16 protein-coding genes are annotated in these 20,923 nt (G+C 63.2%); 3 read left to right on the top strand and 13 right to left on the bottom strand.

Going from position 1 to position 20,923, the window contains the following annotated elements:
- Nucleotides 1-430: 430 nt before the first annotated feature.
- The 9 genes from BBI10_RS20550 to BBI10_RS20590 all read right to left on the bottom strand — a co-directional run bounded on the left by BBI10_RS20550 (nucleotide 431) and on the right by BBI10_RS20590 (nucleotide 12,237).
- Entirely contained in the window at nucleotides 431-1,486 is a 1,056-nt protein-coding gene (locus BBI10_RS20550; RefSeq protein WP_065991465.1) for a permease, read from the bottom strand.
- 84 nt (nucleotides 1,487-1,570) lie between these two features.
- Nucleotides 1,571-3,163: an ABC transporter ATP-binding protein gene (locus tag BBI10_RS20555; protein WP_065991466.1), complete on the bottom strand. Its 1,593-nt coding sequence runs from the start codon at nucleotides 3,161-3,163 to the stop codon at nucleotides 1,571-1,573.
- A gap of 8 nt (nucleotides 3,164-3,171) precedes the next feature.
- The gene (locus BBI10_RS20560) at nucleotides 3,172-4,194 is read right to left on the bottom strand and encodes an ABC transporter permease (protein ID WP_065991467.1); all 1,023 of its coding nucleotides are present in this window, start codon (nucleotides 4,192-4,194) and stop codon (nucleotides 3,172-3,174) included.
- The gene (locus tag BBI10_RS20565) at nucleotides 4,194-5,264 is read right to left on the bottom strand and encodes a microcin C ABC transporter permease YejB (protein WP_065991468.1); all 1,071 of its coding nucleotides are present in this window, start codon (nucleotides 5,262-5,264) and stop codon (nucleotides 4,194-4,196) included. Before BBI10_RS20565 ends, BBI10_RS20560 begins: the two co-directional genes overlap by 1 nt.
- A gap of 1 nt (nucleotide 5,265) precedes the next feature.
- On the bottom strand, nucleotides 5,266-7,206 hold the full coding sequence (locus BBI10_RS20570; protein ID WP_065991469.1) for an extracellular solute-binding protein: 1,941 nt from the start codon (nucleotides 7,204-7,206) through the stop codon (nucleotides 5,266-5,268).
- Between the two features lie 59 nt (nucleotides 7,207-7,265).
- Nucleotides 7,266-10,004 carry a TonB-dependent receptor gene (locus tag BBI10_RS20575; protein ID WP_065991470.1) on the bottom strand — a complete coding sequence of 913 codons (2,739 nt, stop codon included), beginning with the start codon at nucleotides 10,002-10,004 and terminating at the stop codon, nucleotides 7,266-7,268.
- A 217-nt stretch (nucleotides 10,005-10,221) separates the two neighbouring features.
- The gene (locus BBI10_RS20580) at nucleotides 10,222-10,623 is read right to left on the bottom strand and encodes an ExbD/TolR family protein (RefSeq protein ID WP_065991471.1); all 402 of its coding nucleotides are present in this window, start codon (nucleotides 10,621-10,623) and stop codon (nucleotides 10,222-10,224) included.
- Nucleotides 10,623-11,330, bottom strand: coding sequence for a MotA/TolQ/ExbB proton channel family protein (locus BBI10_RS20585; RefSeq protein WP_141695229.1), 708 nt, complete (start codon nucleotides 11,328-11,330; stop codon nucleotides 10,623-10,625). The genes BBI10_RS20580 and BBI10_RS20585 overlap by 1 nt, the downstream gene beginning before the upstream one ends.
- A gap of 52 nt (nucleotides 11,331-11,382) precedes the next feature.
- On the bottom strand, nucleotides 11,383-12,237 hold the full coding sequence (locus tag BBI10_RS20590) for an energy transducer TonB (protein WP_065991472.1): 855 nt from the start codon (nucleotides 12,235-12,237) through the stop codon (nucleotides 11,383-11,385).
- Between the two features lie 1,196 nt (nucleotides 12,238-13,433).
- Here BBI10_RS20590 and BBI10_RS20595 point away from each other — a divergent pair.
- Nucleotides 13,434-14,549 carry a DUF2817 domain-containing protein gene (locus BBI10_RS20595; RefSeq protein ID WP_065991473.1) on the top strand — a complete coding sequence of 372 codons (1,116 nt, stop codon included), beginning with the start codon at nucleotides 13,434-13,436 and terminating at the stop codon, nucleotides 14,547-14,549.
- 68 nt (nucleotides 14,550-14,617) lie between these two features.
- On the opposite strand, the gene BBI10_RS20600 is transcribed toward BBI10_RS20595, so the two are convergent.
- Nucleotides 14,618-15,460 carry an NAD-dependent protein deacetylase gene (locus BBI10_RS20600; protein ID WP_065991474.1) on the bottom strand — a complete coding sequence of 281 codons (843 nt, stop codon included), beginning with the start codon at nucleotides 15,458-15,460 and terminating at the stop codon, nucleotides 14,618-14,620.
- 260 nt (nucleotides 15,461-15,720) lie between these two features.
- On the bottom strand, nucleotides 15,721-16,545 hold the full coding sequence (locus tag BBI10_RS20605) for an HDOD domain-containing protein (RefSeq protein ID WP_244160404.1): 825 nt from the start codon (nucleotides 16,543-16,545) through the stop codon (nucleotides 15,721-15,723).
- 280 nt (nucleotides 16,546-16,825) lie between these two features.
- Between BBI10_RS20605 and BBI10_RS20610 the strand changes: the two genes are divergently transcribed.
- Both BBI10_RS20610 and BBI10_RS20615 read left to right on the top strand, forming a co-directional pair.
- On the top strand, nucleotides 16,826-17,845 hold the full coding sequence (locus BBI10_RS20610) for a branched-chain amino acid aminotransferase (protein ID WP_065991476.1): 1,020 nt from the start codon (nucleotides 16,826-16,828) through the stop codon (nucleotides 17,843-17,845).
- Nucleotides 17,846-18,099: 254 nt separating this feature from the next.
- On the top strand, nucleotides 18,100-19,344 hold the full coding sequence (locus tag BBI10_RS20615) for a serine hydrolase domain-containing protein (protein ID WP_065991477.1): 1,245 nt from the start codon (nucleotides 18,100-18,102) through the stop codon (nucleotides 19,342-19,344).
- An 81-nt stretch (nucleotides 19,345-19,425) separates the two neighbouring features.
- Here BBI10_RS20615 and BBI10_RS20620 read toward each other — a convergent pair whose 3' ends face one another.
- Nucleotides 19,426-20,355, bottom strand: coding sequence for an AEC family transporter (locus BBI10_RS20620; protein WP_065991478.1), 930 nt, complete (start codon nucleotides 20,353-20,355; stop codon nucleotides 19,426-19,428).
- Nucleotides 20,356-20,522: 167 nt separating this feature from the next.
- The gene (locus BBI10_RS20625) at nucleotides 20,523-20,843 is read right to left on the bottom strand and encodes an RcnB family protein (RefSeq protein ID WP_065991479.1); all 321 of its coding nucleotides are present in this window, start codon (nucleotides 20,841-20,843) and stop codon (nucleotides 20,523-20,525) included.
- Between the last annotated feature and the right edge of the window lie 80 nt (nucleotides 20,844-20,923).

Below are 20,923 nucleotides of genomic sequence, written 5' to 3' on the forward strand. Positions count from 1 at the left end.
TTGGCGGTGACTGGGCATTTTGTGTACGAAGATCAAAAGCCCATCAAGGGCTTCCCGGCTGAAGCCGGTCCTACGATGCGTACGCGGTGCTTTCAGTGGGACCGGCTTTAGCCGGGAAGCTTTTGCTTTTGCCTTCGCTCTTGATCTTCAAACGCAAAGAGCCCAGACACCGCAACACGCGACTTGGGTGCAGGCCGAACGCAGACGACGCGGAGTGGGCCGAGCGGCATGGATGCCGCGAGAGCGCCGTCAGGACATGGATGTCCGTTCGGCGCGGGCCCACGGAGCGTCGTCGGAGTGAGGGAACCCGACGAAGTCGGGCCCAGCCGAGAGCAGGCACTTTTGGTTACTTTTAGTGCTTTTTAAAAGTAACTCGCCGAAGGCGAAACAGTCTGCCCCCAGGCAGGCGCTCTTGATCTTGATCTAAGCCTTACAAAAGCAAAGCGCCAACAAGCCCACTGATTACCCCGACCAGCATGGTCAGCACCCCCACGATCACCAGCACCTTGGCGTCGAAGGATTTACGCAGCATCAACAGCGACGGCAGGCTCACGCTCGGCAGGGTCATGAGCAACGCCACCGCCGGCGCAGTGCCCAGACCCAACGCCAGCAGCGTCTGCACGATCGGGATTTCGGCCGCCGTCGGGATCACGAACAATGTCCCGACAATCGCCAGCGGCACCAGCCACAACAGACTGTTGCCCATCGCGCCGTCAACGTGAGGGAACAGCCAGACCCGCGCGGCGCCGAGGATCAGCACCGCGAGGACGTAGATCGGAATCGTCGTCCAGAACAACTGCCAAATCGTCTTGCCCCAGCGCACCAGCAGGCTGCCTTCCTCTGGCCGCTCGGCATTGGCCACGGCCTCCAGCGCCTGCTCCGGCACGGCTTCCGGGCGGGAAATGCGTTGTGCAACAAGGGACACGCCGATCACCAGCACAAGGCCCGCCACCAGTCGCAGGGCGGTGAAGCCCCAGCCCAGTACGAACCCCATGAACACCAGCGTGGCCGGGTTGAGCACCGGGTTGGCGATCCAGAAGGCCAGCGCCGCGCCCACCGACACGTTCTGCTTGCGCAAGCCCGCTGCCACCGGCGCCGCGCAGCAGCTGCACATCATGCCCGGCAGGGCGAACAGGCCGCCGCGAATGGTCGAGCCGAGTCCGGCGCGGCCGAACATCTTCAGCAGCCAGTCCCGGGGAATCAGCACCTGCAACAGCGAGCCGAGGATGACCGCCAGCACGGCGGCCTTCCAGATGGCCAGAAAATAGACCTGGGCGTAGGCCAGCGCGGCGGCCCATGGCGTGGCCGGGTTGTCGTTGATGATCGAGGCGCCGATGGTGTGGGTGTCGGCGGCGATGAAGGATTTCAGGTAATACGGCGACCACTTCACGTAGTACAAGCCGATGGCGGCCACCAGCAGGAACGCCAGAGGTTTCCACCAGAACGACCAGCCGCGGCGTTCGGAGGTGAGCGGGAGGGCAGTCATGACAGGCACCAGAGCAGGAAATCGTGGGGGCGGGATGATACGCCGTGGCCGGGCATTATAGTAGGTGTCGCAAGGTATGTCGGCTCACGCCCGTCCGCCGAAATCCAGCCCGGAGGCGCGCAGCAGTTCATGGGTGTAGGGCTGGCGCGGATGACCGAAGATAACCCGCGCCGGGCCTTGCTCGACCACCTTGCCGTCCTTGATCACCAGCACGTCGTGGGCCAATGCATGCACCACCGCCAGGTCGTGGCTGATGAACAGATAACTGAGGCCGTGACGAATCTGCAAATCCCGCAGCAAGGCAATGATCTGTTTTTGCACGGTGCGATCCAGCGCGGAAGTGGGCTCGTCTAGCAAGATCAGCTCCGGTTCCAGCACCAGCGCCCGGGCGATGGCCACCCGCTGGCGCTGCCCGCCGGAAAACTCATGGGGGTAGCGATGGCGACTTTCGGGGTCGAGACCGACTTCGCCGAGCACGCGGATCACCGTCTGTTCACGCTGGGCCGGGGTGCCGATGCCGTGGGTCAGCAGCCCTTCGGCGATGATCTGCTGCACCGTCATGCGCGGACTCAAGCTGCCGAACGGGTCCTGAAACACCACCTGAATGCGCTTGCGCAACGGCCGCATCAGTTGCTGGCTGCGCAGGCTCAGCTCCTTGTTGGCGAAACGGATGCTGCCTTCGGAATCGATCAGCCGCAGGATCGCCTGGCCCAGGGTCGATTTGCCCGAGCCGGACTCGCCGACGATGCCCAGGGTCTGGCCTTTCAACAGCTCGAAACTCACCCCGTCCACCGCCTTGATGTACTGCCGCTCGCGCCGCAACAACGGCTTGGGCAGCGGAAACCAGACCTTCAGCGCGTCCACCGACAGCAGGGTCTGGGTGTGCTCGCCGGGCACCGGTTCGCCGTCGGGTTCGGCATTGATCAGCAGGCGGCTGTAGGGGTGCTGCGGAGCGGCGAACAGCGTCTGGCAGTCTGCTTGCTCAACAATTTCGCCGGCGCGCATCACGCAGACCCGCTGGGCGATGCGCCGGACCAGATTGAGGTCATGGCTGATCAGCAGCAGCGACATGCCCAGCCGTTGTTGCAGGGATTTGAGCAGTTCGAGAATCTTCAGCTGCACCGTCACGTCCAGTGCCGTGGTGGGCTCGTCGGCAATCAGCAGTTCAGGTTCATTGGCCAGGGCCATGGCGATCATCACCCGCTGGCGCTGGCCGCCGGACAGTTGATGGGGCAGCGCCTTGAGCCGTTGCGGCGGATTTTGAATGCCTACCAGACCGAGCAATTCCAGGGTGCGCTCGCGGGCGGCCTTGCCCTTGAGGCCCTTGTGCATGGCGAGGATTTCGCCGATCTGTTTCTCCACAGTGTGCAACGGGTTCAGCGAGGTCATCGGCTCCTGAAAGATCATGGCGATGCGGTTGCCACGCAGCCCCCGCAGCACCTTGTCGCTGGCGTGCAGCAGGTCCACACCCTTGTAGCGAATGCTGCCCTGGGTGCTCACGGATCTGGCCGGCAGCAGCCGCAGGATCGAGTGCGCGGTCACCGATTTGCCCGAACCGGACTCACCGACCAGCGCCAGGCACTCGCCGGGCTGGATGTCGAGGTCGAGGCCGTGCACCACTTCGGCGCCGTTGAAAGCCACGCGCAGGTTGCGGATCTGGATTAGAGGGTCAGTCATGGCGGCGCTCATGTGCGGGGGTCGAAGGCGTCACGGCAGGCTTCGCCGATGAACACCAGTAGCGTGAGGATCAGCGCCAGGGCGCAGAACGCCGTGACGCCCAGCCACGGCGCCTGCAAGTTGCGTTTGGCCTGACCGATGAGTTCGCCCAGGGACGCGCTTTCGGCGGGCATGCCGAAGCCGAGGAAATCCAGCGCGGTCAGGGTGGCGATCGCGCCTGTGACGATGAACGGCAGGTAGGTGAGGGTGCTGGTCATGGCATTGGGCAGAATGTGCCGCCACATCAGTGCGCCGTCGCTGAGGCCCAGGGCGCGGGCGGCTTTGACGTATTCCAGATTGCGCCCACGGAGGAACTCGGCGCGGACCACGTCGACCAGCGCCAGCCAGGAAAACAGCGACATGATCCCCAGCAGCCACCAGAAGTCCGGCTCGACGAAGCCCGACAGAATGATCAGCAGGTACAGCACCGGCAGCCCCGACCAGACCTCCTGCAAGCGCTGGCCGATCAAATCCGCCAGCCCGCCGTAATAGCCCTGAATCGCTCCGGCGAACACGCCGATCACCGTGCTGATGGCGGTCAGCGCCAACGCAAACAGAATCGATACGCGGGTGCCGAACAGCACCCGCGCCATGACGTCCCGCGCCTGGTCGTCGGTGCCCAGCCAGTTGCGCGCGCTGGGCGGGCTGGGGGAGGGCTCGCGCAGTTCGTAATTGACCGTGTCGTAGCTGAAGGGGATCGGCGCGAAGAGCATCCAGCCGCCCTTGTCGACGATCAGTTTGCGCACGTAATCGCTGGAGTAGTCCGGCTCGAAGGGCAGCTCGCCACCGAAATCGGTTTCCAGGTATTGATGCAGGGCCGGGAAGTACAGCTCGCCCTGATAGCGCACGATCAACGGCTTATCGTTGGCGATCAGTTCGCCGCACAGGCAGATGACCAACAGCGCCACGAACAGCCATAGCGACCACCAACCACGCCGGTTGGCCTTGAAGTTAGCGATGCGGCGGCGGTTTTGCGGGGAAAACTCGAACATCAGGCGCTCCTCGCGGAAAAGTCGATGCGCGGGTCGACCAGCGTGTAGCACAGGTCGCCCACCAGCTTGATCAACAGGCCGAACAGGGTGAACAGAAACAGCGTGCCGAAGACCACCGGGTAATCCCGGGACACCGCCGCTTCGTAGCTCATGCGGCCGATGCCATCGAGGCCGAAGATGGTTTCGATCAGCAGCGAGCCGGCGAAGAACACCTCAATCAGCGCCTGGGGAATGCCCGCCACCACCAGCAGCATGGCGTTGCGGAACACGTGGCCGTAGAGCACGCGCTGCTCGCTGAGGCCCTTGGCCCGTGCGGTGACCACGTACTGGCGACCGATCTCGTTGAGGAAGCTGTTTTTGGTGAGGATGGTCAGGGTGGCGAAGCCGCCGATCACCAGCGCGCTGACCGGCAGCACCAGATGCCAGAGGTAATCGCGCAGCTTGCCCAGCGGCGAGAGGCTGGCGAAGTCGTCCGAGAACAGCCCCTGGGCCGGAAACCAGCTCCAGTAGCTGCCGCCGGCAAACACCACGATCAGCAGAATGGCGAACAGAAATGCCGGGATGGCGTAGCCGATGATGATCAGCGTGCTGCTCCAGACATCAAAGCGGCTGCCATGGAGCACGGCCTTGCGGATGCCCAGCGGGATCGAGATCAGGTACGTAATCAGCGTCGCCCAGAGCCCGAGGGATAGGGTCACCGGCAGCTTTTGCAGGATCAACCCGGTCACCGTGGCGCCGCGAAAAAAGCTGCTGCCGAAATCCAGCTGCGCGTAATGGGTGAGCATCAGCCACAGGCGCTCGTGCAGCGGTTTGTCGAACCCGTATTGGTGCTTGATCGCTTCGACCAGCTCCGGGTCCAGGCCTTGGGCGCCCCGGCTGATGCCGCCGGTGGCCGCGACCTCGCCACCGCCGCCACCGATGCCGCCCGCCGGGCCCATGCCCTGAACCCGGGCGATGGCTTGCTCGACGGGACCGCCCGGCGCGGCCTGCACGATAAGGAAGTTGACCACCAGAATGCACAGCAGCGTGGGAATGATCAGCAGCAGTCGACGCAGGGTGTAGGCGAGCATGTCACTGACCCTCCGTTGTTGGTGCGGCACGGCTATTAGCGCTGTTGCTGTGTGTCGCCAGCTGCGCGGCCATCTGCGCATCGGTCAGCGGCACACGGCTGACTTCCCACCAGCTTTCCAGACCGACGTCATAGATCGGTTCGATCGCCGGCCGGCCAAAGCGGTTGGCGAACACCACTGGCGTGCCCTGGGAGTAATAGTTTGGAATCATGTAGAAACCCCAGAGCAGCACCCGATCCAGGGCGCGGGCGTAGTGCAGCATGTCGTTGCGGTTGTTGGCCGCCACCAGACCATCGATAAGGCGATCGACCGCCGGGTTGCGCAGCACCATGGCGTTGGAACTGCCGACCTGCCGCGCGCTTTGCGAGCCGAACAGGTTGTACAGCTCGCGGCCGGGGGAGAGGATCGGATTGCCGTTGCTCGGCAGCGTGACCACGATCATGTCGTAGTCCCGGGCGTTCAGGCGGTTCATGTACTGCGCCGAGTCCACGCGACGAAAATTCAGGGTGATGCCGATCTGCGCCAGCACGCGCTTGTATGGCAGCACCAGCCGCTCGAAACCGCCCTGGCCGTCGAGGAAGGAAAACTCCAGCGGCTGACCGGCGGCGTTCACCAGCCGGTTGTTCTTCGCGTGCCAGCCGGCGTCGGCCAGCAGCTTGAGGGCCTTGAGCTGCTTGTCGCGGATGTAGCCGCTGCCGTCGGTCTTCGGTGCGCGCCAGACCTGGTCGAAGACTTCGTCCGGGATCTGCCCGCGCAGGGGCTCCAGAAGGCTCAGCTCCTGGGCGTCGGGCAGCTCGGTAGCGGCCATCTCGCTCTTCGGGAAGTAGGTTTGTTCGCGCACATAGAAGTTGCGCATGATCTGGCCGTTCATCCATTCGAAATCCCAGAGCATCGCCAGGGCTTCGCGCACCCGGCGATCCTGAAACATGGGTTTGTCTAGATTGAAAACGAAGCCCTGACCGGCCACCGGGCGGCGTTTCGCCAGAATGGTCTTTTGCAGACGGCCGTCCTGCAGGCTCGGCGCGGTGTAGCCGACGACGTAGCCAGCCGAGGAGAACTCGCGGTTGTAATCGAAGTTGCCGGCCTGAACCAGTTGCCGGGCCACGTCGACATCGCCGTAGAAGTTCACCGTCAGCGCGTCGAAGTTGTAGAGCCCACGGCTGACCGGCAGGTCTTTGCCCCACCAGTCCTTGACCCGCTCGAAGCTGACACTGCGCCCGGCGTCGACCCGCGAGACCCGATACGGCCCGCTGCCCAGCGGCGGTTCGAAGCCGCCGCCCTTGGTGAAGTCGCGGGTTTTCCACCAGTGCTCGGGCAGGATGCGCAGGCTGGCGAGGTCCAGCGCCAGGGTGCGGTTGGTGCCGGTCTTGAAATCGAAACGGATCTGCCCCGGCGCTTCAATGACCGCGTCCTTGACGTCGGCGTACAGCGGTCGATAGCTGAAGCTGCCCTGGGTGATCAGCGTCTGCCAGGTGTAGCGCACGTCTTCGGCGGTGATCGGCGTGCCGTCATCGAAACGCGCCTTGGGGTTGAGGTAGAAGCGCACCCAGAGATTGTCGGGGTCACGCTCCATTTTCTCGGCGACCAGACCGTACACCGTGTAGGGCTCGTCCAGTGAACGATAGGCCAGCGGCGCATACACCCACGTATCGATCTGGCTCACGGAAATGCCCTGATCGACATAGGGCGTGAGGTAGTTGAACTGGCCGATCTCCTCGGATGCGCGGCTCATGGAACCGCCTTTGGGCGCATCAGGGTCGACGTAATCGAAGTGCTGGAAGTCAGCGGCGTATTTCGGCGCTTCGCCATAGACGGTCAGCGCATGCACCGGCGCGGCAGACACCTGGGAAATACCCAGCAGCAGCGAGCCACACAACAGCACCGAGTACAGTAATGCCCCGCCCGGTAAGCGGCGCGGCAGTGGAAAGGGGGTGGCGGACATGCGGACATCCTTGAGTGCAGCCCGACGCGCCGGAGCACCTGCGCGTCGGGCGTCAGCGCTTAGAAGTGGTACGTGGCCCGCGCAAAAAGCGTGCGGCCCAGTGGATCGGCGTAACGAGGGTCATAGCCGGACTGGAAGTTGTAGGCCTGGTTGGTGAACGGCGGGTCGCGGTCGAACAGGTTGCGCACGCCGGCATCGACGTCCAGCACCTTCTCGAAGGTGTGGCCCACCGACAGGTCCCACAGCGAGTACGACGGCACGGTACCGTTGGTGCTGCGGTCGTAGTCGTTGTAGCCGCTGGTGAAGCGGTTGGTCAGGGAGGCACGGCTGTCGCCGAGGGTCCAGCTGCCAATCAACACGTGTTTCCAGCGCGCGATCACGCCATCACCCTGGAAGTCGCCGACCTTGTCGGTGTACGGACCGTCGATGATGTTCTGGAAGTCGTAGCGGTTGACGTAGGTCCCGGTCAGCCCCAGGCCGAACTGGCCATAAGGCGTGTTCGGGAAGCGGTAGTCCAGGGTCACGTCGACCCCGTTGGTCTTGACGATCCCCAGGTTGGAGTTGCCGGTGACGATGTTGGCGATGGAGCCGTCGGCGTTGCGGATGATGCGGTCGCCGTACAGGTCCGATTGGTCGAACACGGTGGATTCAGGAAACGACTGGATCTGGTTGGAGATGTGAATCCACCAGAAATCCAGGCCCATGGAGAGGTTGTTCATCGGCTGATAAACGAAGCCCAACGTCACGTTGCGGGCTTTCTCCGGGGACAGGCTCGCGTTGCCGCCGCTGCGGTTGAGGAACTGCTGATTACAGTCACGCCCGGCCTGACCGCCCGGTTGCACGGTACCGCCGGCGCAAAGGGTCGGATCATCGTAGTAGCCCTGGCTGTAGGCAAGGCTTTGCGGGGCATACAGCTCATACAACGACGGCGCACGGAAGCCTTCACTGTACGCGCCGCGCATGACCAGCTCTTTGAACGGCTGGAAGCGGAACGAGTATTTCGGGTTGGTGGTGCTGCCGAAGTCGCTGTATTTGTCGTGGCGCACGGCAGCGGTCAGTTCGAGGCTGTCGATGACGGGGACGTTCAGCTCGGCGTATTCGGCCTTGACGCTGCGATCGCCGGACACCGAACCGGCCGAGTCCAGGCCCAGGCTGTCGATGTCGTCGACGAAGTCCTCGTAGTTCTGATGCAGCTTTTCCTTGCGGTATTCGCCGCCCAGCGCCAGACCGGATTCCCCGGCGCCGAACCAGTTACCGATCTCGCGACTGATACGTCCGTCCACGCCATAAACGCGGCCAACGGCGGTGGAGTATTCGCCGTGGTACGCCGCGTCGTCGATGTACTGCTGTCCTGCCGCCGATTGCGCGCCGAACGGGTTGAGCAGGCCGCTGGCCAGGCCCGCTTTGAGGGCGGCGTCGCTGGCGTAACCCGATGTCACGCTGGACACGACCTTGCTCTGGTTGTAGTTGGCGCCCAGGTTGTAATCCCAGCCGCCGACGGTGCCGTCGAAGGTCAGCAACAGGCGCTGGTTGGTGTTCTGGTCCTTGCTGCCACGGGGGCCCGCGGCGGTCTCACGCCAGGCGGTGTCCACCGGTTGGGTCGGGTCGAGGGCGAAGTTGTTCGGGCCGGGGGTGATGCCGTTGCCCGGGTAGTAGGGCGAAGACGGGTCGATGCTCAGGCCGGTCAACGGCGCCGGGCCGATGCTGGTGGCGTTGTTGTTGCGGGCAAAGAAGTATTCGAGGCTGACGTTGTGGTCTTCGGCCAGCTTGCCGGTGGCGCGACCGAAGAACGAGGTCTTCTCGGTCTGCGGCACCAGGTCGATGTAATCGCGGGTGCTGAACCGGCACAGCCCGTTCACGCTGACCAGGCCCGGTCCGGCGCAGTTGGGCGCGAGGGGGTTGGTGCTGTTGTTGCCTTGGTAGTAGTTGCCGGGATAAGCGGTGCCGGAGGTCTGGTTGAGGCCGCGGCCCGGGACGTAATCCTTGTCGAACGAACGGTCGTTGGCGTCGAGGTTCTGCTGCTTGTTGTAGTTGAACACGCCCATGACGTTGAAGCGGTCTTCGTCCAGATCGCCGAAACCCCAGCTGGCGCTGACGTCTTTGCTGGCGCCGCCACCGCTGGCGGTCGGGGTGTCGCCGCCGAGGCTCAGGGTGCCGTCGGTCAGGGATTTCTTGGTGATGAAGTTGATCACGCCGCCGATGGCGTCGGTGCCGTACAGCGCCGAGGCACCGTCGCGCAGCACTTCGATGCGGTCGATGGCGGCGAACGGAATCATGTTCAGGTCGATGGCGCTGCCGTTGGGAGTGCCAACGCCGGACAAGGCGTTGTTGGCCAGACGACGCCCGTTGAGCAGGATGAGCGTTTTGTTGGCGCCGATGCCGCGCATGTCGGCATAGGAAGCGCCGCCGGTGGAGGCGCCAACCGAGCCTGCGCTGTTCATCATCGACTGGCTGCCGGTGATGCGCTGGACCATCTGTTCGGTGGTGGTCACGCCCTGTTTCTTCAGCTCGTCGGCACGCAGGATGGTCACCGGCACGGCGGTTTCCGCGTCGGCCCGGCGCACGGCCGAACCGGTCACTTCCACCCGTTTGAGCTGGGTGGTCGCCGGCGCAGCAGCCACCGCCGCCGCGGGGACAGCGGCTTCACTGCCAGGTGCGGCATCGGCGGCGCTGTCCGTGCTGTCGGCGCCATAGGCCGGGCTCATGCCGACCGCCAGTGCGCAGATCAGCGCACGGGGGTGGCGTTGTACGGCAACAACAAGGGGCTTGAGGGTAAAACCGGGAAAGCTCATCAGCATGGTAGTTTCCGACTTATTCCAGATGTTATTGAAATGGCCTTGTGAGCCCTCGTTGCTCCGACACGGTGATGGCGGTCGGGAATTTCCTTATTTCAAACAAGCCGCTCCCCTCCGGGGCAAAAACCCGGACGGCGGTGAATCGGGAGTAGGGTGCGCAGGGCCGCAGCGGGGTGCGGCGCCTGCTTCAGGTGCAGATCAGGTGCGGGTCCTGTGTCGATCATTTGGACGTCATCACTGAAATCCTGGTGATGCCCGAGCGCTCGATCGACGCCATCGCCTTGGCCACCTGGCCGTAGTTGACGTTGGTGTCGGCCTGCAATTGCACGCGCACCTCCGGGTCCTTGGCCTTGACGTCCTTGAGGCTGAGCTCCAGGGATTCCGGCGCGACTTCGGATTTGGCCAGGTAGAACTTGCCGTCCTGATCGACGCTGACCACCACCGGGTCTTTCTTGTCGGCGGCGGCGACTGCGTCGGTTTTCGGCAGGTTGACCTTGATCGCGTTGGTCATCAGCGGCGCGGTGACGATGAACACCACCAGCAGCACGAGCATCACGTCCACCAGGGGCGTGACGTTCATTTCGCTGAGCACTTCATCGCTGTCTTGGGTGGAGAACGACATCAGCTCGCCTCCCGCACAGTCTGGCTGTGCTTGCTGGCGATGGCCTGACGGTTGATGGCGAAGGCGCTGCGCTGGGCGAGGGCGTCGAAGTCGTGGGCGAAGTCATCCATGTCGGCGACGGCGAGCTTGAGACGGCGCAGGAAGAAGTTGTAGATCAGCACTGCCGGGACCGCGACGGCGATGCCGACACCGGTGGCAATCAGGGCGTGACCGATGGGGCCGGCCACGGTTTCCAGGCTCGCCGAACCGCTGGCGCCGATGCTTTGCAGCGCTTCCATGATGCCCCAGACCGTACCGAACAGGCCGATGAACGGCGCCGTGCTGCCGATACTGGCGAGGATGGCCTGACCGGCTTCCAGGGCCCGGCGTTCTTTCTGGATCTGCTGGCGCAGGTTGCGCTCCAGCCGGTCGGAGCGGTTGATGGTGTGGGCGAGCTGCTGGGTGTTGCGCGGCGTGTCGTCCACCGCCATGGCTTCGAAACCGCTGTTGGCGATCCGCGCCAGTGAGCCCGGGTATTGACTGGAGTGCTCGGCGGCGGTGAGCAGATCCGGCGCTGCCCAGAACGCTTTGGCGAACTGTTTGTTTTGGGTCTTCAAGCGTACGTACTGTGCGGATTTGATCAGCAACAGTCCCCAGCTCAGCACCGAAAACACCACCAGCGCCCAGAGCACGCCGGGGACAATCATCGAAGAGATCGATTCGTTCATGGTTACACCTCACCCGCTATATAAAGAGTTGTTGTTGATGGGCTGACCGGGTTCATTCGGGCAGCTTGAAGTCGATGGTTTGCGTCGCGAAGCCTTCGATCGGGGTGTCGCCGCGCTTGGCCGGAATAAACTTCCAGTTGCGCACCGTTTCCACCGCCGCATCGTCCAGCACCTGCTTGCCGCTGGATTTGGTCACCTCCACCGTGCCGGCGCGGCCGTTGGGCAGCACCTTGATGCGCAGGATCACGCGGCCTTCCATGCCTTTGCGCAGCGCCGCACCGGGGTATTCCGGTGGCGGGTTGCCCAGGCTGGCGAGCCCGGAAATCGCGGCCGATTCCTTGACCGGTGCCGCCGGTGCAGGCGCCGGGGCAGGGGGGGCAGGCGAAGGTGACGGGGCGGCCGGCGCAGGCGGGCTCGGCGCAGCGGGTGCTGGCGGTGCGGGCGGCGTTGGCTTTTTCACCGGTTCGGGTTTCTTCACCGGCTTGGGCTTCTCGACCTTCGGTTTCTCGACGGGCTTCTCCACCGGTTTCGGCGGCGGCTTGACCGCGTCGGGGTCCTCGACCGGTTGCTCCGGTTCGGGAGGCGGCGGAGGCGGTGGCGGCTCGGGCGGAGGCGGCGGGGGTGGCTCAGGTGGCGTTTGGGGCGTTGGCGGTGTCGGGCTGGTCAATTCGACGGTCATCTCGGGCACTTGCGGCGCAACTTCCGGGACGTCGGCTTTAGCGGTCTGCATATACCACCAGAGGGCGCCGTGAATAAGGACCGAGGCGGCAATCAATATCAACACGTGCGTGCGGCTTAGTTCACCCGGGCGCGATGTGTTTTCCTTGAAAGGAATACGCGGCCAGGCCATGGACAGTTCGTCCGGTGCCGGGTCAGGTATGGCTTTCGTTTTTACCGCGTCATTCATTAAAGCTCCCTCGGGTTGTTGAAGGGCAATAAGGGTCCGTTCAAACAAGTTGCCGTGTTTGAAGTTGACGTCCGTGCTGTCGGATGCACGAGGCCTGGGAAAGCAGGTCTTTAAGAACACTGCTTTTATAAGTACTGTTGCAGCGTGGGCTATGGAGAAGACATTGAGTTTCCCTGATTTCTTGTTGAGTACGAAGACGTACGTCTTTATTTCAGAATGACTACCTAACGATCATCGCTATTGCAACCGCTATGCCAGCGCAGGGCTCTAGCGCGGCATTTATGGCCCGGGGCGGGGCGATGTCGCATTCCTGTAACTTTTTAGCGAATTTCATTTGATCGGGCTCCGTTCACGTTATGGAGGCAGGGACAGTTACCTGAATAGGGGGCGAACCTATTCATTCAGGTTCACCGCGTGGTTGCGCGTTGACCTGTTCCGGTTGAATCAGAAGTGCAATGCACCAAACGTGATTAAGTAGGTGCAAGTTGGTGCGTGAGTGTTCAAGTGATCATTGGGTGTTTCCTGAAAGTGTGACTTATCGGTCAGGGGGTGGAGAGTCGTTATCGTTGTCGTGCACTGACTAAAAATGATCAGTGATGCCTTTTAGTGTGTGCAGATCAACAGCGAGCAATCGAGCGGGTAATTCAAAACGTTATGGGAGCAGGCGCGCCTGTCCCGAATTGGAACAATAAAAAGTGGCTACTGAATCGCTATAAGAGCGGCAGCCGTTGAAACGAAATAAAGGTGAGGCACTGCAGCGCACTGGCGCTGGGTTTCAGCCGGAGCGCTGAAGGGAGATGGGGCGGATGGCAGGCTCGCTGACGGAGGCGTGCAGCGGATAAGGCGAGGCGCGGCGTGGGCGGATCGGGTGTGAGGGGCGCATGTCTGGCACGAATCGAATTCCTTATCGACGGACGCCAGACTTCTGGTCGGCGTCCTGCACTGTTTCGGACGGGGTAATGTCCGGTTTCTGCCCGTGGGTGCGGGGTGCGCACCGTTTGGCAGCGTAGACTCGCGGCAGCCGGGGCTGGACGCGAAGCGTTTCGTGGTACTGACGTTCCACAAGAGAAACACTAGAAAGAAGTGTGCCAAAACGTGTCCGGTTGTAACATTTTTGACGCAGTGTCGTTTTTCCGTGGCGTTCGGCCTTTCTGGTATGCGCCTGTACCCGGTGCCACTACCTTTGGAGCGCATCAATGAGCCACCTTTTTCCTGATCGTCCGGGTTATCGCCTGCTTCGCGAACGCTTCATGGCGGCAGCCACGGCCGCTGGCGCACGATTGAGCGAATACGTCCACCCGCTGACGGGGCCGTTTGGCGAGACGCTGGCCACGGATGTCGCCTGGCTCGGCGACCCGGGTGCGCAGCGGGTGTTGGTGGCGTTGAGTGGCACCCATGGCGTCGAGGGCTATTACGGTTCCGATTGCCAGAGCCGCTGGCTCGAGGCTGTTGACCCACGCTCGTTGCCCGAGGGCGTGGCGATCCTGATGATTCACCTGATCAACCCCTGGGGCACGGCGTGGATGCGCCGGGTCAATGAGGACAACCTCGATCAGAACCGCAACTACCTCGACTTCAGCCGGTCATTACCGGACAACCGCGACTACGCCGACGTCCACGCTATCTATGCCTGCGATCAGTTGCGCGGGCCCCGGCGGGATCAGGCTGACGCGTTGTTTCAGGCAGCAATCGACGTGCGGGGTTGGGCAGGGCTGATGTCGGTGGTGGAGGCGGGGCAATACGCATTCCCCGATGGCCTGTTCTTCGGCGGCCGCGAGCCGAGCTGGTCCAATCGCACGCTGCGCAGCATCGTCGGGCAGTATTTGCAGGACGCCGAGGTGGTGACCTGTTTTGACCTGCACACCGGCGCCGGTGCTTACGGTCATCCGATGCTGATGAGTATCGTTGAATCAGCCTACCCGGCGCTGGAGGACGCGAAAGCGTTATTCGGGCCGTGGCTGTTCACGCTGATCACCGGCGCGCATCGGGTCAGCGACACCGGCGTGGCGGCGACCTCCACCGGCTACACCTCGCAGATGCTCCTCGACGCGCTGCCGGGGGTGCACCTGATGCCGTTTGTCATTGAATGCGGCACGTACCCGGGGGCGGCAGTGCATGGGCATTTGCGTGATGATCACTGGCTGCACCTGCACGGCGACCCGCTGGACGAAACCGGGCGGCGGATCAAGCAAGGGCTGCTGGAGCAGTTCTATCCGGCGGACCCGGACTGGCAGGAAGTGGCTTGGGTCAGGACGCGGCAGGTATGGGACCGGGCGCTGGCGGCGTTGCCGGCGATTCGTGCAACCCGATAATGGATCGAGCGCGGAGGGAGGACTCCGGTTTTCCAGAGAACGCGCTATCTCGCAGCGAACAGTGTCCGTTAACCCACCAGCAGCCGCTGCGCCAGCGCTGGCAACAGCACCTCGCACGACGCTTCTATCTTGAGATCCAGCAGATCATCCGCCCGGGTTTTGCCCAGGTTGATGGCGATCAGCGGTTTGCCCTGATCGCTGATGGCGCGGCACAGGCGAAACGCCGAAAACGCCATTAAGGATGAGCCCACGACCAGCAGGCCCTGGGCTTCTTCCACCCGCTGCATGGCCTTGGCTGCAGTAGGCGGCGCGACGTTTTCACCGAAAAACACCACGTCAGGTTTCATTCGCTCGCCGCCGCAATGGGGGCAGTGGGGCACCTGGAAGCGCTCTTCGAACGCCGGGTCGAGCAGGGTATCGCCATCGGGCGCCTGCACCGCATCGACGCCCGCCAGGTAGGGATTTTGTTCAACGAGGGTCAACTGAATGATGTCGCGCTCGGTGCGCTGGCGGCAGTCCAGGCACAGCACCCAATGCAGGCTGCCGTGCAACTCCACCCCATCATGGCTGCCGGCCTGATCGTGCAAGGTGTCGACGTTCTGAGTGATCACGCCGCTGATGAGGTCGTGCTGCTGCAAGCGCGCAATCGCTTCGTGGGCGGCGTTGGGTTGCGCGGCGCGAACGCGGGGCCAGCCGAGCATCGCCCGGGCCCAGTAACGCCGCCGGGCCTCGGGTGCATTGAGGAATTCCTGAAACATCATCGGCTGCCGACCCCGGCGCACGCCTTCGCTGTCGCGGTAATCCGGGATTCCGGAGGAGGTGCTGATCCCGGCGCCGGTCAGGACGACGAACGAGCGGTCGTGCATCCAGTGCAGCAGGGTATCGACGTGGGTGTCAGGTCCATCAGGCATGCACAGGTCCTCTTGATCGGCTGTGCGCTGATACTAGTAGGACCGGCTCCGTGCGGGAAGGGGCCCCAGTGAGCACCTTCAATTCTGCAGCGTGACGCCTGACGTCTTCCCGGCTGAAGCCAGTCCTACAGGTTGACCGCGTTGTGTCAGTCGGACCACTGCAAATCTCCGGTGGCGCCGCGGTCAATTTGTAGGACCGGCTTCAGCCGGGAAGGGGCCGGTGCGAGCACTATCAATCTCGAACCCGGCCCTGACCGTACCTAACTCAACAACTCCGCAAACGCCTTGTCATCCTCCAGCACCTTCGGCAGGGCGGCGAACAGGGCATCCAGGTCAATCCCGTCCAGCAACGGCCCGTCGACTTCCTGCCTGGCCTGCGCGGTGGCGCCGCCGTGATTCTCCAGCGCGGCAGAAAGGGTCAATGCCTGAGCCACGATCCGGGGCTGGGTCGCATCCCCCGGCGCCTGCATGGGCCGCGCCTGATAGGCGATGGCGTTCTGGATGACCTCCGGCAATCCCCAGCGCCGGGCCAGTTCCGCGCCGACTTCCGGGTAACCAAAACCCAGCTGCAACGTTTCAATCGCCGCGCGGCCGGTCGTCCCGGTCTTGGTCACGCTGTTGATGCGCTCGGCAACGGCGGGCGCGCCGGTCTGGATCAGCAGTTCGCCGATGTCGTGCATGACCCCGCAGGTGAAGGCGATTTCCGCATCGGCGCCGGACTGTTTCGCCAGCAAACGGCAGATCCCCGCCACCTGAAAACTCTTCAGCCAGAAGCCCTTCAGATCAAAACTCGGGCCTGCCTTGAACGCGCCGGTCACCGCCGACGCCAGCACCAGCGTGCGCAGAGTGTTGAAGCCCAGGCGCATGGCCGCGTCCTCGATGCTCGACGACTCCCGCGCCCCGCGAAAGCGCGCGGAGTTGGCCAGCCGCAGAATCTTCGCCGCGATCACCGGGTCCTTTTCGATGTTGCCGGCAATGCTGCCCAGGTCCGACGACGGGCTGTCGAACTGTTTGATCAGGTCCTGCGCCACCTTGGGAATGCTGGGAAGACTGCTCAAATCGGCGAACAATTGATCGATACCCATGGGTGCTGCTCCTGTCTCGGACGATTTACACACCATAGGCAACATTGGCGAAACTGCACGGGTCGGCCGGCGGTTTTGCTACAGACGGCACAAACCCCGATGCTTGAGTCGGGCCGCCCAGGATCTTTTTCAGCTCATCTGCCGCGGAGGCGGTTTGCGGGGAGAAAAATCAGTAATATGGCGGCACACCGGAACGGGTCGCGTCCTGCTCCGGGCCTTATCGATGAAACGCCAGACGCCGGACACTCCCGGCCGCGCTGGCCTGGACATAGAGGGTGTCATGGGTAACGACAGCATTAACTGGGACAAGCTCGGCTTCGACTACATCAAGACCGACAAACGCTACCTGGCTCACTGGCGCGATGGCGAGTGGGACCAAGGCACCCTGACCGAAGACAACGTGCTGCACATCAGCGAAGGCTCGACCGCGCTGCATTACGGTCAGCAATGCTTCGAAGGCCTCAAGGCCTATCGCGCCAAAGACGGCTCGATCAACCTCTTCCGCCCCGACCAGAACGCCGCGCGCATGCAGCGCAGTTGCAGCCGCCTGTTGATGCCCCATGTGCCGACCGAGCAGTTCATCGAAGCGTGCAAGCAAGTGGTCCGCGCCAACGAGCGTTTCATCCCGCCGTACGGCACCGGCGGCGCGTTGTACCTGCGCCCGTTCGTGATCGGCGTCGGTGACAACATTGGCGTGCGCGCTGCGCCCGAGTTCATCTTCTCGGTGTTTTGCATCCCGGTGGGCCCGTACTTCAAGGGCGGCATGAAGCCCCACAACTTCGTCATCTCCAGCTACGACCGCGCCGCACCACAAGGCACCGGCGCGGCGAAAGTCGGCGGTAACTATGCCGCGAGCATGATGCCCGGCGCCGAGGCCAAGAAAGCCAACTTCGCCGACGCCATCTACCTCGATCCGTTGACCCACACCAAGATCGAAGAAGTCGGCTCTGCCAACTTCTTCGGGATCACCCACGACGACCAGTTCATCACCCCGAAATCGCCGTCCGTGCTGCCAGGCATCACTCGCCTGTCGTTGATCGAACTGGCGCAGAGCCGTCTGGGCCTGAAGGTCACCGAGGGCGAGGTGTTCATCGACAAGCTCGACCTGTTCAAGGAAGCCGGCGCGTGCGGCACCGCGGCGGTGATCACCCCGATCGGCGGCATCAGCTACAAAGACAAACTGCATGTGTTCCACAGCGAAACCGAGGTCGGTCCCGTGACCCAGCGCCTGTACAAAGAGCTGACCGGCATTCAGTCCGGGGACATCGAAGGCCCGGCGGGCTGGATCGTCAAAGTCTGATCCGACGCGTCTTGCACGTCCGAAAACCACCGCCTTGCGCGGTGGTTTTTTTTGCCTTCGATTTGGTCAGGTACGTCATCGCAGACGTCAGGGTATGAAGCCACTGAACTGATCACCCGGTGCGACGCCGGTGGGTGAGCTAGGGTTCAAGCACGCGCGTTCTTTCAGTGGGCCCGGCTTTGGCGGGTGATTTACCCAATACACCTGCCGGGAATTGACCGACGTCCGTCACCGACGACAAAAAAGGATACCTCATGCACCCACCCGTCTCGTTCCGTCCCGGCGCTTTCAAGCGGCCGCTGACCCTGTCCCTCGGCCTGCTCGCCGCCACCCTGGTGTCCAGTGCGTGGGCAGACGACTATCCCCACGCCCAGGAACCCATTGGCACGGTCGAGCAGATCTACGACGGCGCCATGCTCCCGGACCTGGCGGTCAGCACCTATCGCAATATCGGCCGACTGTTCCCCACCCACACGATCAAGGCCGGCGATCACCCCTATGCGCTCCCGAAGTCGGATCGGCAACTGCCCAACGTGCGCTTCACCGTCGAGGGCAAAAAGTACGACCTCTATGACTTCGTGGCGCTGGACAGTATTACCGCGATGCTGGTGATCAAGGACGGCAAGATCGTCTTCGAAACCTACCAGCGCGGCAACACTGAAAAGACCCGCTGGATGTCGATGTCGATGGCCAAGTCCATCACCTCGACCCTGACGGCGGCGGCGATCAGGGATGGCCTGATCAAGGGCCTTGACGCCCAGGTGGTCGACTACGTGCCGGCCCTCAAAGGCAGCGCCTACGACGGGGTGACCGTGCGCAACGTGCTGATGATGTCGTCGGGGGTGAAGTGGAACGAGACCTACACCGATCCGGCGTCGGACCGGCGGGCGTTGCTCAAGGCGCAAATTTCCCAGCAGCCTCACTCGGCCATGGCGCTGATGGCAAGCCTGCCGCGCGCTGCCGAGCCCGGCACGGTGAACAACTACAGCACCGGTGAAACCCAGGTTCTCGGCGAGATTGTGCGGGGTGCGGTGAAGATGCCGCTGGCCGAGTACCTGTCGAAGAAGATCTGGCAGCCGTTCGGCATGGAAAGCGACGCCACCTGGTGGCTGGACTCGCCTGACGGTGTGGAGATCGGCGGCAGCGGCATCAGCGCCACGCTACGGGATTACGGGCGCTTTGGGCTGTTCTTCATGAACGACGGCAAGATCAACGGCACCTCGATTCTGCCCGACGGCTGGGTCAGGGAAGCGACGCTGCCGACCACCCTCATGGGCGGCAAAAGCCTGGATTACGGCTACATGTGGTGGACCGCCTGGACCGCGCCCTCCGTCAAAGACGGCGCCTATTCGGCGGTCGGCATCCAGGGCCAGAACATCTACGTCAACCCGGCCAATAACGTCGTGATCGTCACCTTCGGCGCACAGCCCAAGCCGGTGGACAAAGAGCCCATCGACCCGATGGCCTTCTTCGATGCGGTGGTCGCGGCGTTGAAGTGACCTTGTATGCATCGCTGGCCCCACCGCGCACGCCTGACCTGCAGGCGCGCGTTTGCCTGCCAAGAGGCGGGCATGGGCACCTCATCCGTTGATGTAATAAATGCACAGCGACAGCGTGACCAGCGAGCCCAGCGTCGAGATCAGGATCGTGCTCGACACCACCGACGCCTCGCGCTTGTAGTACTCGGCCAGCATGAACGGCCCGGTGCCGGTGGGCAGGGCGCTCAACAGCAGGGCAGAGTTGGCCCACAGCGGCGGCAGGTGGAACACCCGATACGCCAGAAACCAGGTGAGCAGGGGGTGAGCGATCAGTTTGATCAGCACCAGCAACGTCGTGCCCTCGCGCGGGCCTTGCTGCTTTTGGGCGAGAAACAGGCCCAGGGAAATCAGCGCGCAGGGTGTCGTCGCAGCCCCCAGCAGGCTGAGGAATGTATCCAGCGCGCCGGGCAATGCCACGCCGGTCGATGCCCAGCAGGCGCCGAGGATCGGCGACACCACCAGCGGGTTTTTCGCCAGCGCCAACAGCACTTTGAGGACGATGCGGTGCACCCGGGCCTCGCTTTGCAGGCCGATTTCGATGCACACCAGGGCGATGCCGAAGACCACGCAGACCACCAGCAACGAGGCGATAAGGGCCGGTTCCAGGCCTTCCTGCCCCAGCACCATGACGCACAACGGAATGCCGATGTAGCCGGTGTTGGCATAGGACGCGCTGAGGGCATCAATGCTGGCATCGGCGAAATGGCCGGCCTTGCGGCGCCGCAGCAGTAAGGTCATGACGAACATCGCGAGGGTCGACAGGGTGAAGGTCAGCACGAAGCCCGGGTGCCAGATCTGTGCCCAGGTGGCGTGGGCTGTGGCGGTGAACAGCAGCGCCGGCAAGCACAGCCAGACCACCATTCGATTGATTTCAGACGCGGCGGTCGGTCCGAGGCGGTTGGTGCGGCGACAAAGGTAGCCCACCAGGATGAGCGCGAAGATCGGCAGCAAGACATTCAAAACGGAAGACATCGAACCCGGGCCTATGGCGCAACAAACGAGAGGCGCAGAGTAGAGGGCGCCATCGCCAGGGTGCAACCTTTCTTGTCAGCGAAAAGCAGCGGGGGCGGGCCTTTGGACAGGGTGCTGGCAAAGCGATGCCCGACGGGTGTCGGGCACGGTGACGGGCGTTGCGGTCGTTACTTTTTCAGCGGTTTCAGGTTGCCCGGCGCGATGTCGAGGACCTTGCCGTCTTCCATGTTGATCAGCGCGTATTTGTCGCTGATCAACACCCATTGGGTACCTTCCTTTGGTGCGTGCAGGCCCTTGCCTTCCCAGTCCTTGACGCCGACGCGCTCGTCTTTGTACAGGTCATGGGTGGTGTCGCCCACCTTGTACTGCTCATTGGTGTGTTCTGCCTGCACGCTTTTCGTCGCAGGGGTCTGTGCCGCCGCGGCGAAGCTGGCCCCGCCCAAACAAGTAAACACGGCCGCGCAGGCCATCAGTTTCTTCATGTTCATGGGAATTCCTCTGGTCGTTCTTATAAGTTCTTCAAGAGATGGTGCGCGCCACGCAAACCCGGCGCGCTGGGTCGCTTCCC

Source organism: Pseudomonas graminis (genome assembly GCF_001705435.1).
Classification (GTDB): domain Bacteria; phylum Pseudomonadota; class Gammaproteobacteria; order Pseudomonadales; family Pseudomonadaceae; genus Aquipseudomonas; species Aquipseudomonas graminis_B.

Bases quoted from the DNA above. Each gene is read 5' to 3' on its own strand.
- BBI10_RS20550 (WP_065991465.1), bottom strand. From the start codon at position 1,486: ATGACTGCCCTCCCGCTCACCTCCGAACGCCGCGGCTGGTCGTTCTGG.
- BBI10_RS20555 (WP_065991466.1), bottom strand. From the start codon at position 3,163: ATGACTGACCCTCTAATCCAGATCCGCAACCTGCGCGTGGCTTTCAAC.
- BBI10_RS20560 (WP_065991467.1), bottom strand. From the start codon at position 4,194: ATGTTCGAGTTTTCCCCGCAAAACCGCCGCCGCATCGCTAACTTCAAG.
- BBI10_RS20565 (WP_065991468.1), bottom strand. From the start codon at position 5,264: ATGCTCGCCTACACCCTGCGTCGACTGCTGCTGATCATTCCCACGCTG.
- BBI10_RS20570 (WP_065991469.1), bottom strand. From the start codon at position 7,206: ATGTCCGCCACCCCCTTTCCACTGCCGCGCCGCTTACCGGGCGGGGCA.
- BBI10_RS20575 (WP_065991470.1), bottom strand. From the start codon at position 10,004: ATGCTGATGAGCTTTCCCGGTTTTACCCTCAAGCCCCTTGTTGTTGCC.
- BBI10_RS20580 (WP_065991471.1), bottom strand. From the start codon at position 10,623: ATGTCGTTCTCCACCCAAGACAGCGATGAAGTGCTCAGCGAAATGAAC.
- BBI10_RS20585 (WP_141695229.1), bottom strand. From the start codon at position 11,330: ATGAACGAATCGATCTCTTCGATGATTGTCCCCGGCGTGCTCTGGGCG.
- BBI10_RS20590 (WP_065991472.1), bottom strand. From the start codon at position 12,237: ATGAATGACGCGGTAAAAACGAAAGCCATACCTGACCCGGCACCGGAC.
- BBI10_RS20595 (WP_065991473.1), top strand. From the start codon at position 13,434: ATGAGCCACCTTTTTCCTGATCGTCCGGGTTATCGCCTGCTTCGCGAA.
- BBI10_RS20600 (WP_065991474.1), bottom strand. From the start codon at position 15,460: ATGCCTGATGGACCTGACACCCACGTCGATACCCTGCTGCACTGGATG.
- BBI10_RS20605 (WP_244160404.1), bottom strand. From the start codon at position 16,545: ATGGGTATCGATCAATTGTTCGCCGATTTGAGCAGTCTTCCCAGCATT.
- BBI10_RS20610 (WP_065991476.1), top strand. From the start codon at position 16,826: ATGGGTAACGACAGCATTAACTGGGACAAGCTCGGCTTCGACTACATC.
- BBI10_RS20615 (WP_065991477.1), top strand. From the start codon at position 18,100: ATGCACCCACCCGTCTCGTTCCGTCCCGGCGCTTTCAAGCGGCCGCTG.
- BBI10_RS20620 (WP_065991478.1), bottom strand. From the start codon at position 20,355: ATGTCTTCCGTTTTGAATGTCTTGCTGCCGATCTTCGCGCTCATCCTG.
- BBI10_RS20625 (WP_065991479.1), bottom strand. From the start codon at position 20,843: ATGAACATGAAGAAACTGATGGCCTGCGCGGCCGTGTTTACTTGTTTG.